At 44.7% G+C, this 12,456-nt stretch carries 17 protein-coding genes and 1 pseudogene; 6 read left to right on the top strand and 12 right to left on the bottom strand.

Translation table 11 applies throughout. The features are described from left to right. Positions 1–16: 16 nt before the first annotated feature. Positions 17–454, bottom strand: a complete 438-nt coding sequence (locus ACBP55_RS08745; protein ID WP_464650923.1) for an AraC family ligand binding domain-containing protein — start codon at positions 452–454, stop codon at positions 17–19. Between the two features lie 356 nt (positions 455–810). On the opposite strand from ACBP55_RS08745, the gene ACBP55_RS08740 reads away from it, so the two are divergent. Then, entirely contained in the window at positions 811–1,800 is a 990-nt protein-coding gene (locus ACBP55_RS08740; protein WP_464650922.1) for a beta-ketoacyl-ACP synthase 3, read from the top strand. Here the strand turns inward: ACBP55_RS08740 and ACBP55_RS08735 are convergent. The 8 genes and pseudogenes from ACBP55_RS08735 to ACBP55_RS08700 all read right to left on the bottom strand — a co-directional run bounded on the left by ACBP55_RS08735 (position 1,780) and on the right by ACBP55_RS08700 (position 5,977). After that, positions 1,780–2,067, bottom strand: a complete 288-nt coding sequence (locus tag ACBP55_RS08735; protein ID WP_029196934.1) for a hypothetical protein — start codon at positions 2,065–2,067, stop codon at positions 1,780–1,782. The two genes, ACBP55_RS08740 and ACBP55_RS08735, sit on opposite strands and share 21 nt — an antisense overlap. Continuing rightward, positions 2,067–2,414, bottom strand: a complete 348-nt coding sequence (locus tag ACBP55_RS08730; RefSeq protein ID WP_464650921.1) for a restriction endonuclease subunit S — start codon at positions 2,412–2,414, stop codon at positions 2,067–2,069. Before ACBP55_RS08730 ends, ACBP55_RS08735 begins: the two co-directional genes overlap by 1 nt. An 11-nt stretch (positions 2,415–2,425) precedes the next feature. Next, positions 2,426–2,716 (bottom strand): nucleoside-diphosphate sugar epimerase, encoded by a 291-nt coding sequence (locus ACBP55_RS08725; RefSeq protein WP_464650920.1) that lies wholly within the window; start codon positions 2,714–2,716, stop codon positions 2,426–2,428. Positions 2,717–2,801: 85 nt separating this feature from the next. After that, positions 2,802–3,526, bottom strand: a pseudogene (locus ACBP55_RS08720) (glycosyltransferase family 2 protein). Positions 3,527–3,532: 6 nt separating this feature from the next. Next, positions 3,533–3,850, bottom strand: coding sequence for a hypothetical protein (locus ACBP55_RS08715; protein ID WP_464650919.1), 318 nt, complete (start codon positions 3,848–3,850; stop codon positions 3,533–3,535). Then, positions 3,847–4,629, bottom strand: coding sequence for a glycosyltransferase family 2 protein (locus ACBP55_RS08710; RefSeq protein ID WP_464650918.1), 783 nt, complete (start codon positions 4,627–4,629; stop codon positions 3,847–3,849). Before ACBP55_RS08710 ends, ACBP55_RS08715 begins: the two co-directional genes overlap by 4 nt. 4 nt (positions 4,630–4,633) lie before the next feature. After that, positions 4,634–5,428: a glycosyltransferase family 2 protein gene (locus ACBP55_RS08705; protein WP_464650917.1), complete on the bottom strand. Its 795-nt coding sequence runs from the start codon at positions 5,426–5,428 to the stop codon at positions 4,634–4,636. Positions 5,429–5,629: 201 nt separating this feature from the next. Then, positions 5,630–5,977, bottom strand: coding sequence for a hypothetical protein (locus tag ACBP55_RS08700; protein ID WP_464650916.1), 348 nt, complete (start codon positions 5,975–5,977; stop codon positions 5,630–5,632). Positions 5,978–6,174: 197 nt separating this feature from the next. Between ACBP55_RS08700 and ACBP55_RS08695 the strand changes: the two genes are divergently transcribed. From ACBP55_RS08695 to ACBP55_RS08675, 5 genes are all read left to right on the top strand, one after another. Next, positions 6,175–6,582, top strand: coding sequence for a hypothetical protein (locus ACBP55_RS08695; protein ID WP_464650915.1), 408 nt, complete (start codon positions 6,175–6,177; stop codon positions 6,580–6,582). 140 nt (positions 6,583–6,722) lie between these two features. Then, a complete protein-coding gene (locus tag ACBP55_RS08690) occupies positions 6,723–7,070 on the top strand; it encodes a hypothetical protein (protein WP_464650914.1) in 348 nt (115 codons plus the stop codon). A 34-nt stretch (positions 7,071–7,104) separates the two neighbouring features. After that, positions 7,105–8,169 (top strand): glycosyltransferase family 4 protein, encoded by a 1,065-nt coding sequence (locus ACBP55_RS08685; RefSeq protein ID WP_464650913.1) that lies wholly within the window; start codon positions 7,105–7,107, stop codon positions 8,167–8,169. Positions 8,170–8,190: 21 nt separating this feature from the next. Beyond that, entirely contained in the window at positions 8,191–8,568 is a 378-nt protein-coding gene (locus ACBP55_RS08680) for a hypothetical protein (RefSeq protein ID WP_464650912.1), read from the top strand. A 19-nt stretch (positions 8,569–8,587) separates the two neighbouring features. After that, entirely contained in the window at positions 8,588–9,814 is a 1,227-nt protein-coding gene (locus ACBP55_RS08675; RefSeq protein ID WP_464650911.1) for a sialidase family protein, read from the top strand. 34 nt (positions 9,815–9,848) lie between these two features. Here the strand turns inward: ACBP55_RS08675 and ACBP55_RS08670 are convergent, their stop codons facing one another. From ACBP55_RS08670 to ACBP55_RS08660, 3 genes are read right to left on the bottom strand one after another with little or no spacing between them, the layout of a single operon-like run. After that, positions 9,849–10,262 carry a hypothetical protein gene (locus ACBP55_RS08670; RefSeq protein WP_464650910.1) on the bottom strand — a complete coding sequence of 138 codons (414 nt, stop codon included), beginning with the start codon at positions 10,260–10,262 and terminating at the stop codon, positions 9,849–9,851. A 34-nt stretch (positions 10,263–10,296) separates the two neighbouring features. Next, the gene (locus ACBP55_RS08665; RefSeq protein ID WP_464650909.1) at positions 10,297–10,875 is read right to left on the bottom strand and encodes a class I SAM-dependent methyltransferase; all 579 of its coding nucleotides are present in this window, start codon (positions 10,873–10,875) and stop codon (positions 10,297–10,299) included. 25 nt (positions 10,876–10,900) lie between these two features. After that, entirely contained in the window at positions 10,901–12,325 is a 1,425-nt protein-coding gene (locus tag ACBP55_RS08660; protein ID WP_464650908.1) for a glycosyltransferase family 4 protein, read from the bottom strand. Between the last annotated feature and the right edge of the window lie 131 nt (positions 12,326–12,456).

Below are 12,456 nucleotides of genomic sequence, written 5' to 3'. Positions count from 1 at the left end.
ATGAAAAACAAGACTTCTAGACAGGTGATACGAAACCGTTCCTTTGAGAAGGCATCGACCGCCGAATAGAGCCGGTCATTTTGCGCAGCAGCTCTTCAAATTCTTCCCGATCTTGTTCATTGAGTTGAACTTTATGATTACCCAGCTTCTCAAAAGGCTCCAATGGATTGACAGAACACACGTGCTTTGAAGCTGCGCGAAAATAGCCCGGGTCGAAGTTAAGCAGCGTCCGGACATAGGGATATCCATCAAAACTCTTAGGCGTATGCAGAGTCATGCCATGCATGACAATGAGGGTACCGGGTGTAAGCACATGAATTTTATCACCGATCACATAATTTCCCTTTCCTTCATGGAAATAAAAAATCTCATAGTTGTCGTGGGATTGGAATTGTCCATTTGTTGCAGGAGAGCTCTTCAAATATTCATATTCCAACAAATATAGCCTTTTCACAAAACCCCTCCCGCATCATCGAAATACTGAATGAAATGATGGCAAGCTCACTTCTTATTATACACCTACGGTTAGTTAACCCTATTGTTAGATGACAAGGCCTTGTTTGCTCTTGAATATTTAGTCTCAATAATTTCTTTCATAACATAATAAATAAGGTTCTCTATAGTATACAACATATATATTGAACTTCCTGTCCGTTTCACATCAGTACGTTAATCAAAGCATATTGGAATTAGCAAACAGGCAATCAATTTAGTGAATCAACATCATTGACTTTCCCCTGAGTATCCGATAAAGTATACTTATATTTAGTACCTAGTACTAATATCAGATACCAAAGGAGTGAATCATTGATGTCCATCTCTCCCCCATTGCAAGCTAGAATCTCAGCAATCGGCAGCTACGTGCCTAATCGCATACTAAGCAACGCGGATCTTCAGGATATGGTCGATACGAATGATGAATGGATCGTTCAACGCACAGGGATTCGGGAACGTAGAATCGCCGCAGCGAATGAATTCACAAGTCATTTATGTATAGCCGCCGTACAAAATATGCTCACTAGATACCCGACATCACTGAGCGATGTTGACTTAATCATTGTCGCTACCCATACACCGGATCTACCTTCCACCCCCGTCGCCTGCCAGATTCAAGCCCATTTCGGCATCCCAGATACTGGCGCCTACGACCTCAATGCCACGTGCTCCGGGTTCGCCTATGCCTTGCATACAGCAAGCGGGCTTGTCGCCGCTGGGGTACACCGCAAGGTTCTCGTCGTAGGCGGGGATTCCTTGTCCAAAATCACCGACTATACGGACCGTTCCACCTGCATTCTTTTCGGAGATGGCGCCGGAGCCGTGATGGTTGAAAGAGAAGAAGAGAATCCTGCTTTCCTTGCTCATCATCTTGGATCGGACGGTACAGGCGGCAAGCACGTTTACCGAACCGGACTTGCCTCTGAATTGAACGGAACGCCATTAACGGGTGAAGGCAAGCTCGTCCAGAACGGCCGCGAAGTGTATAAATATGCCGTTACAACTGTCCCGCAAGGAATCGAGAAGCTGCTTGCCAAAAGCCGTTTACCTCATACGGCAATCGATTGGTTCATTCCTCATAGCGCTAACCTTCGGATTATTGAATCCATCTGTGAAAAGAGCGGTATTCCATTCGAAAAAGCACTGTACAGCCTTGAATACTACGGCAATACATCCGCGGCTTCCATTCCTCTTGCTCTGGATCTTGGCATACAAGAGGGTAAGGTCACGGCCGGTGATACGCTGCTGCTTTTTGGTTTTGGCGGGGGGCTTACTCACGCGGGATTAATCATGCGCTGGGGATGATGTTCCGCGAGCGACATTTTTACTAATCCACGGCTTGCCTGGCGTTCCTAACCGGCGTTGACGTGGACTTTTTTTCGTAATTTTCTCAATCATCGAACGCTGGTATTCACTAATCGTCTGCAGATTTTCAGCCAAATGGATAGCAAGCTGTTCGGATACTGTTACTTGATCTGCGATCGTCTCCATGATTCGGCATAAGGCTCGCTGGCTTCTAGCCAGCGAGGTTAGCATATGCAATTCAATTCTTTCACGATTCGATGCTTTCATTACTTATCATCCTCACCAAACGAAAATAAGTTGCCCATTTCGTTCGAACCGCCTGCCCCCGCTCCTGCTCCCGATTCATTATGTCCAAGAAGAGCTTGCATATGTCGATTTAAGGAGTTCTCCATCTTCGTCAAGCTATCGATGAGCTCAATCACATGCTCATGAATCTCTCCGGATTGTTTCATCTGATGTTCATGTCCATCTAAATTTGCTGAGTTAATATGAAGGCAAATCCAGTTGCGCGATTTCTCCGCTTCTACAACTCTAGCTTCCAACATCAAAGCTATTTCATGCTGCAGCTTGGCTGTGGCATCCAGCATATGCAAATACAGATCGTTTCTATTCAAGGCGTATCCCTCTATTCTTCATGATCAGGTTCTTTCATTTCTTTCATGACAATTTCCGTTTGCTGCGCGATTGACTCTTCCAAATTAGCTAAGCTCTTTAAATAAGCCGTAATATTCTTAGTCAATTGTAAGGCTTGCTCCTGCAGCATGCCTACGCCTTCGAAATTAGGATGCGAGTCAGGTATATCGTTAGCGATTGTCGCCATTTGCGACGAAACACTTCTGTGTGTCTCTAGAATTCTAGACATCTCACGATGCGAGGCTGCAATGTGAGAAATAATCGTTGTCACTCGCTGTTCCAATCCCTTTCGCCTCCATTTCCACTTTTTCACTCTAAGTTATGCAGCAATGCAGAGAACGGTGACTTCATAAGCTTCACGCCTGACCTTATATAAAGCTGTGGGGGTCAACGCCCCATTTATCTATAAACTTCTGACGATTTTGCTGCAGCAGCCCTTGTACAGCCTCTTGACCCTTTTTGCTAAAGCTTGCACTGCCATGATGGAAAATGAAGCAATCCCCGGTGATGAGCAATCGATATCCCGCAAGCCGAGCCCGGTAGCATAAATCATCGTCTTCGAAATGACCCGGGAAAATCTTTCGTCCATCAAACCAACTTTATCTAACATTTCTCTTTTGAAAAGTAAGCAGATCCCGACCAGACGTTCAGTTTCCTGCCATAAAGAAGTATCCACGTTGTTATATTTCGCAGCCATGTCGGCTATGTTCGTAAATGGCTCTTGAATCTGCTGTTTACCGCTCGCATAATTCGTCACAGGACCAACCATGCCAATGTCCTCACTGCTGTATAAACAGCGCATCAGGTTATCCAACCAGTTCGGAGTTACGATGGTATCGTTATTGAGCAGCATCAAAGCATTGCCAGTCGCAATACGAAGGCCATAGTTACAAGCAGCGGGGAAGCCGCGATTCACTGGAATTGAAACCAGCTTCAACCGCTCTCTATAGCAATACTCCAATGTGCCATCCTGTGAACCATTATCAACCACGATAATTTCAAATGGAATAGACGTATGGCTGCGAATTGAAGCTACACACTCTTTAAGTAGAGGAAGGCCATTAAAAGTTGGAATAATGATACTAACCTGCATGCTCCTTCACCTCTCCAGAAATTCCCTTTTTCTAATGATATCAGGAAACACAATTCGCTCACCTTTCAACTTCATCGCAAACTGCAGAGCCTCTACATGATCACCAATAATCAAGCGGGCAACCGGGTTGTTTTTCCCTTTATTGTGACTTCGGACTTTGTTCACAGATACGACGTTGACACTTGTAGGCGCAGTAATCCGTAACCCACTCAGAATCGCGTTTACCTGTGCTTTAGGCGGAACCATTAACTCGGAATATCCGATGTGCTCCAGCGCATTCCGCGACAGAGCGTGGGGAACTGCTGTAAGCGAGTTTGCATTCAATTCCGCCTTTTCAACGTTACGTTAAGGAACCGCTTCATCACGGTTACGGAATCCCAGTGTGAAAATTGAGGTAAATACGGTGTTATATTATTTAGCGCAAGATCTGAGCCTCGTTCGACATCATAGATAAAAGGAATAAGTTTCTCAGCCTGCACGACAAAATCACCATCTAAAAAGAGTAAAATATCCGAATTCGACATTTTCGCACCTATCGATCTTCCGACATCATGGCCCAATGGGTCCGGGTAATGAACGATGAGAGCATGCGAGTGTGCTCTTACTTTCTCTAAGGTGCGGTCACTCGACCCATTCACGATAATGATGATTTCATCCAATGGTAATCGATTCAGCTGCTCCAATACCTTCACGATGGTACGCTCTTCATTCATCACGCTCACAATCGCGCCAACGGAACGTGCTGTAGGGATGAGCATCCAATTGGGGACAGGCAATTTAGCAGCTTTACAGTACCCTTTCACATAACCTCTTGACGCTGCCTCATAGTTATGAACGTTGGTAGCAAGCAGCTGGGAATTAGCATGGTGAACCCAAAGGTTATTGAGCGCTTTCTTTTGATAACCTTCCTTACTTATATCGTGCGCAAGCGCATCTTGTTGACCCGCTCGTTTCCCCCAATTTTTCCAGTATAGCTGCGTTTTTGTTAGAGAAGGCGTATGCTTAGGGGCGGATCGGAGCACGGACTTCTTAAGCCGGGTTCGTTTTTTTTTCGCTACCACAGGCAGGGGGCGAGGTTTTGGTTTCTTGATGCGAAGCTTCATGTGATCACCTCATCATTTCTCTAATACGCAATTTGTCATGCATACTCGCTCTTTCATCTGAGGCTTGGATCAGCCAACCAATGGCTTCCAAATGATCACCGAGGATGAGATCACCTACAGGATCTACATCTTTGGCCCTTCTTCTGATGCGATTTCTGAGCCCGACTTGGATAAGCTGCGCTGCCTTAATATGAAGTCCGCTTTGTACAGCTATGGCTTGAGCCAAAGGGGGAACTGCTAAATTCTCAGCTCCAATGGTGTCAAGCGCTTTGCGACTAATTGCATGTGGGATCGTCGTCATAGAGGCTCCATGTAAGTCTGGTCGGCCTAGTATCGCATTAAGTGCATGTTTGGCAAGAACAACCCTATGAACATTTGCTTTCGTTACGATTCCGTTATATTTATTTAATGCTACATCCACACCTTGCTGTACAGCTCGGATCAGGGGGATTGCTTCCTTGGCAGATACAACAAAATCGGCATCGAGGAATAATAGAATATCCCCTTTAGCTTCCTTCGCACCTATACTTCTCCCAACATCATGTCCTAGGCGTTGACTAAACGAGATAACCCTAGCCCCTAATCGCGTCGCAACCCCCTTACTGCCATCCGTAGAACCATTATCAACGACAATAACTTCTGTATGTGGATGCACACGGAAAGCTTCCCGAATGACTTTGGCCAAGGTACGAGCTTCGTTGCAAACCGGAATGATGACCGATACTTTTGGCTGATGATGATGCAAGGTGACGCAGGAGATTGGCTGCTTCCGTTTCCGCTGAATACGCTGGTTACTCAATTCGCTCTCAACTCCTGTCCATGGCGGAATACCTGCTTATATATTCTATGATTGCAACAGAAAGGGGACAGGGCAGAAGCCGTACTAGTAGAAAACAGGCATTTGTACAGCCTACCCTAACGCTTGTCACAAAAAGCGTAAACAAAGGTGCCTCCGCTTCATTCTATCGCGAATGAAGCGGAGGCACCTTTGTGAATAGGGCTACTCTATCGTCTCAAAATCATACTGCGTAAACCTCGCTATGACATGGCCATTATTTTTTGCCAACAGGGTAAGGGCTGTGGTTGAACTATGATTAATATTGGTCACTAACTGTAAACTAAATGGTGCGTAATTCGTAAACATATCCGGGATCGTTCTCATGGAATTAGGGTGTGACACGCTGTCCAAATGATAGAGATACAAGAAGGTATTTCCATGCGGATTGTTTCCTTCAATTAATATATCAAATTCCTCAGCACCTAAATTTTGTATCGTTAAATCGATGGATTGAATGTATGTTGAATTAATGGCATGATGTTCATTCGCGTAGATTCGGAAAATGGACATGCTGAACCCCTCCTTTTACAAGCTCGCTATCAGGGTATGAATCTGAAGTGAAAGTGTAAGGGCATTTTAACGTCACATTTTTAAAATATTAGCTATTCTGATTGAATTTCATATAAATAGATTCTTTTACTATGAGAGTAGACCAAGCAGATTAATAGATTTTGCATACATTATTCTATCAAAGGGGGTGATTAACAATGACATTCTCCATTCAAGATTTTGGTAAAAGCAACGCAGCTCAATTCGCAAACTCTACCAGTATCACAATTCCGGCTTCTCCAACTAGTTTTAAGATTGCAGAATTCGGACTTTCTGTTTTTTCTGGTGGTCAAGTTGTCTTAAATGCAACTGTTGGAACGCAAGCAACTCTAGGATCTCCTGATATTTTGTATACAATTGTACGTGGAAATACAGTGATCTATACGGTCTTAGCCTCTGATCTTACAGCCAATAAATTCAATGAAGCCGGATTTAATTACACCGATACCGGCCCGTCCAACGGTTATTTTGCGTACAGCCTTTTTGTGGAAATCACCAACAACATCTCATCAAACACAGCGAACGTAATTGGACCAATTGCCTTTAGTGGTCTCTCCTTAGTTTAACGAATTTGTTAGAAAACAGCTGCCGAGTCAGCTGTCTTTTTTTTAGCAATTTACATAGAAGATGGATACCTGTCTTGTACGAATATCTGCCTCTTCACGTAGGATAGGAATAAACGAAACTATGGGAAATGAGGGGGAACATGTCTATATTTCAGCTTCATTCTAATGTTAATTACCCCATTGATTCTAGATTTATCCACACTTGTGACTTGGAAATCCGTAATTTGAGCGTGCAGGACATGGATGTCCTTATACAAGTGAACAATGATTTTGGCATTTTCCATTTGTCCATGCACCATTTGAACCATTACCCTCATCCGGACTCTACACTCGTTATTCCTGATATATTTACGCAGTTTAGTCCGTTTTCTTTCCTGCTTATTACGAACCTATTAACCACCAGCACAACCGCCCTCACTCTCTTTGCCAAAAATAATGGGAACATAATAGCCATTTTCACACAAAATGATTTCATAAAATTCGAATAAGACTCATAATTTAACAACGAGGATGGCGAAACGAATGAAGGTGCTCTTTATTTTTTATACGCCAAGCGGAGGCATGGAGACTCTCAATCGTCAAAGATCCAAAGCTCTGCGCCTATTTGGCATCGATTGTCATTTACTATACTTGGAATATGGTGCGGGATTGCAGAATTTGGAGAACCCCAATACCTATGTGATGACGGAAGATAAACAAATCAGTCGCCTGCTTACGAATGAGAATTTCGATGTGATCATCGTTACTTCCAACTATAAACTTATCCCTCGTCTTCGCCATATGGGTTTTGCGAAGCCGATTATCTTTGAAGCACAAGGACTAGGTTCAACTTATTCGGCTCGCTATGCGCTGTTAGAAGCTATTCCATTTCTCACGGATTATGCAGATGCTCTTCTCTATCCCCAAACACCTCATCTTATTCAGTTGTTTCAAGAACTGTATCCTACTTTCCGCCACTTCTCCTTTAATAACTGCATTGACAGCTCTCAATTCTCGTATCTATCTCTACCTAATCTTTCATATCCCGTTGTCGGATGGGTAGGTCGTATCGAAGCTAATAAGAATTGGCGAGACCTCCTGATTATTTTCAAGCAATTACTAACCTTTCGATCCGATCTTAAGCTTTGGATGTTCGAGGATACGACGATGGGTGACGAGAAGCAGCAGTTCGATAATACGCTCAGCCAATTAGGGATATCTGCTCATATCGTCCGCCACTCCAACGTTCCTAACCGACAAATGCGTGATTACTATTCTATGATCGGGGATTCGGGAGGCTTCCTGCTTTCTACCTCTGTTACAGAGGGCTTCGGGTATGCCATGGTGGAAGCGATGTGCTGCCTTTGTCCCATTCTGTGCTCAGACTCAGATGGTGTAAGAAGTTTCTTAATTCCTCACGAAACCGGGAAGATGTACGCACAAGGAAACGTGACAGAAGCTATTCAGCAAGGCATCTATTACTTCATCAATCCAGTTGGTCGAGATGCCATTCGTACGCAAGCTAGGCAGTATATTGAAGCGCACTTTTCTCCAGATGCTTACTGCCGCAATTTCGTGTCGATGCTTAATCAGCTCGGCATTTCCTAATTGGGAAAAAGGTGGTGCTTCGTGGCTTTTACAACGGGATTAATCATTAACCAAACAACATCACCAGGGCCTACTATTGCCCAATCGGTTATCGTCGGTGTCATCAACGACAATCCCCAATTTACAGCTAGCGTAGAACTGATTGTTTTTCGTGTGATTGCAGGCAATATACGGTTACCTGCAGGTCAAGATTTGTTCAATCTTACACCTAATAAGATGTTCTTTAAGACGTACACGTTGGTCAACGCGATAGCTTATGAAGTCCAGCTCGATTATTTTAGTGCAACGAATGTGGCTCTCAGCGTCTTCGGTGTCGATCAAGCTGGGAATTTCGTTCAAAATCAACGTGTCTTGACACCTGAACTGACCCGGATTGATCAATTAAGCAGCGTAACTTAAAGAATGGGGGTTATGTCGCTTGGCCAATGTCAATATAACTGCAAGCCTTCCGGGTGCCCATTTTGAGCCATCTATTGCCGTGAGTGTTCTGAATCCGAACATTATTAATGTTGTCGCTGCCGACACGACTACAGGTTCTACCCAAATCGGAATCTATCGAAGCATCGACGGAGGCGCAACCTTTACTACAGGGGTTTTGCCTCTACCTGCAGGATTTGCAGGAGCAGAAGCCGACACGATAGATTATACATTACCTAACATATTTCTCGTTGGTATGCATGCGTTTAACGGTATCCAAGACGGCAGCATCTTTGTGTATCGCTCAACGGACGACGGTGCAACCTACAGTCCCCCTATTCTCGTTGCCAGAGGATATGGGACTGTCGTCCATTATGATATTCCTTATTTGGCCGTCGACCGCTCTCCATCTAGTCCGCACTTAGGATTTGCTTATATCACCTATGTTCCTATATATGATTTCGAATTCGGAAACGGGAATATGGCCATCTTTTTCCAGAGGTCACTGGATACAGGGTTGACTTGGGAGGAGCCTAGGCGGATCTCCCTTCCGTTTGGTTTACAGAATCGAGCATCAACAGCTATTGGACTTACGGGAGAAGTGTATGTAGGGTGGATAAAGACGGGGCCGACGGATCCCGTTTTCTTGATTCGGAGGTCTTTAGATGGCGGTCTTACTTTTCAACCTGATGTGAATCAGTTTCCTGCGAAAGTGGCCGATGTGTCGCTTGTCCCTGAATTACTGCCTGGTTACACATTTCGTGTCCTTACACTTGCGAGCTTAGGAACGGATATATCCGCTGGGCCATTCGGAGGAAACATCTATGCGACTTGGCAGGATAACCGGCAGGGATATTCCGATGTATTCTTTTCGATATCGCAAGACGGCCTGCTGTGGTCGACTCCGCTAAGTATTACGGGAGCACCTGCTGGATCCCAGAACTTTTTCCCCTTTGTAACGGTCTCTCCATTTACCGGAAAGGTTTTTGTCATCTATTATACCAATCGGCTGAACCCGCCTTTGCTCGATTTATTCGTGGCCGAATCGACCACCGGCGGCGCCATCTTCCTGAATCGAAGAGTCACGGATGTTTCGTTCGATCCAGATAGTCAACCCCTCATTGGCGACTATAATTGGGCTTCCGTTATCAAACCGCAAACGTTGGCAGCTGTTTGGACGGGAACCGTCGCACCGACGAACAAACTGGACGTTTTCTTCGGAACATAAACAAGGCTGCCCATGTGGCAGCCTCTTCCTTATTTCACCCGATGTTAGCCAACGAAAGCCCGCTAAATACAATGGGTCCGATCACATTGGCCCGATTTGAAATGGCAGCGTTGGTGATCTCCGCCGCCAGCGTGTAAGAGAAATAACCGGGAGGAACATTCGTATCGACGAAACTGAAGGACACCTCGTTAAATTGATTTTGTTGCAAGGAGCTTCCACTTATGGTAAAAACCAAAATGTTACCGCGAATGATGCTGTATAACACGTCTGGTGCACCTAAGGTGGTTTGCGTACCTACTGTGGCATTAAGGAGTACCTGTCCATTTTGCTGTACCTGCAAACCAAATTGCCCAAGGGTTAATAAGCTTGGAGAAGCATGAATGGCCAACGAAATTGAATTAGAAAATGAATAGGGAACGCTTCTCCCGAAGTCAACTATCTGAAACATGTCATTCACACATCCTTTCACCCTCACTTACGTACTAAACATTTTTCCAGGCCAGCAGTGCATCGACGGGGGGATGGTTTTCTCCAAAAGAAGCGCGAAACGAGCTGTTGCGCGCATCATGGAAATCTTTTAAGACAAGCACATCATAACCCAGATTCTCAAACTCCTCCGGTTCCCAACCGCTGCGATGCGCTTGATACATCTCACCTTTCAATTGAAAATGGTCGTAATCGTCTTGGGGAAAAAAGCCTCTGGGGGTGAAAACAATAACCTTATGGCTGGCAATTTGCTCTGCCCGCTTCAACATATACAAGGCTTCATTTTTATTGAAATGCTCCAAAGTATCATTAAATAATACGACGGAAAGTGATTTTGGCAAAAAGTATAAACTCATATCTCTGGCATCCATATGCATCGGAATAATGTGTGCGGAGAGATTCGCGCGATTCGTCAAATAAGGGCGGTGAACATCAATCCCTATAATGACCGGACATTCAAATTTGTCCAAATTCAAACAAAGCCCGCAGCCCACATCAAGGAGGCTGTAGCCCTGCTGATCAATTAATTCTTTCATCAACGCGTACAAGTCTTTATTATTTGTTTCTTTTATCATCCGTTAAACACTCCGTTCAATTAACTTATTCGTGCAAAGATGCCAAGAAACCTAAATCCGGTAATACGTAACCGGCTGGAAGAGAGTTATATAATCGATTCCACGTAAAGTAATCAACACGAACATCTGGATTAGAGGATTGCTTTTCAAACAAGCGATTATACAAATCACCCCTAATCTCAATCGGTTCGCGCTCTGCTCCTACTGGAAGATCATGAGAGGCTGTATGCTTAGGAGGATAGCTCTTTCGGGCAAACTCATACGTGCGAAGCATTCGTTCCACCATCTTATCCATGGACCAACGTCCCAATCCCCATTGCTGGGCACTTTCCCCTAATTTCAAGCGGTAAGTTTCGTTATTCAATAAAGTAATCAGTTGATGCGCTAAGGCATCGCTATTTCCACTCGGAAACGTTATGCCTACATGGCCATGGTCGACCATTTCTGGAAGCCCCGCTGCATCCGATACAATAACAGGCAAGCCTGCAACTTCTGCCTCCATTACAGAGAAAGGCTGATTCTCCTGAAGGCTGGCTAATACAAAAATATCAGATTGCCGGAGTAGAGAAGGAACATCATTTCTGCGTCCCAGAAATTGAACGTGCTGCTCGATCCCAAGGTCTCTGGTTAACTGCTGCAGCATCCAACTTTGCAGTCCATCCCCTACAATCCAACAAACCCAATCCTCTTGCAATGTTTTGACTTTGGCTAAGGCATGAAGCAATAGATGCACACCTTTGATATGCTCAAGACGGCATGTACAAATGATGACCTTTTTCCCAGCGGGACGATCAACGGGTGTTCCTTGCGCCATCTTTTGAAGGAAGCCAGGAATATCCATACCGTATGGAAAAACGGAGATTTTCTCGGATGGTGCAGAAAATTCTTTGACTAATACATGCTTCAACCAATGGGAAGAGGTTACTGTGATATCGCTTGCTCGCACACCGAATGATTCCATGGAAGAATAGTACTTCCAAATCACCGAATTCAGTACGGTTTCTCTGGGTGTATGAGTGGATAGATCAAGCAGCACTTCTCTAGCTGCACAACCATGAATACTGGTGACTAGCGGGGTCGTCTTCGGTTTAACCCGACTCAGTGCGCGCGATGACAAGATATCCTGCGCATGAATAACGTCGTACTTATGCAAACCCAAATAAGCTGCCGATAGTTCCAAACAATAACGATCAAATTCGGCATGAAGAATATATTCATTCTGGTGTAGCAGCGGTACGGCGTTTGGGTTTAATTTAGCCCTTAACATGGGCATGATCTTCTCTTTAAGAATCGCACGATAGTTATGGATGATATGGTAGCGGTCAATCCCATTGCCCATGACATCGACCTCGTGCCCCAACGATTCGAGCTTTTGCTTAAGCTGCTCCGTGTAAGCCGACACACCGCCTACAAAGGGCAGCTGCCAGTACGTTGCAAGCAATATTCTCATTCGATTCCCTCATTTCTATCTTTACGTTAGTATATTCCCTCTTGTCGAGTTAGCCTGTGTGAATGACTCGTCATGAAAAATATGATGATGTCCAAACGTTCAGCCTCCTTCTTTCATACCATGTAAGATAT

Source organism: Paenibacillus sp. WG02, from assembly GCF_055396115.1.
The sequence above is the reverse complement of the archived record's forward strand: the minus strand, read 5'-3'. Positions and strand labels throughout refer to the sequence as shown.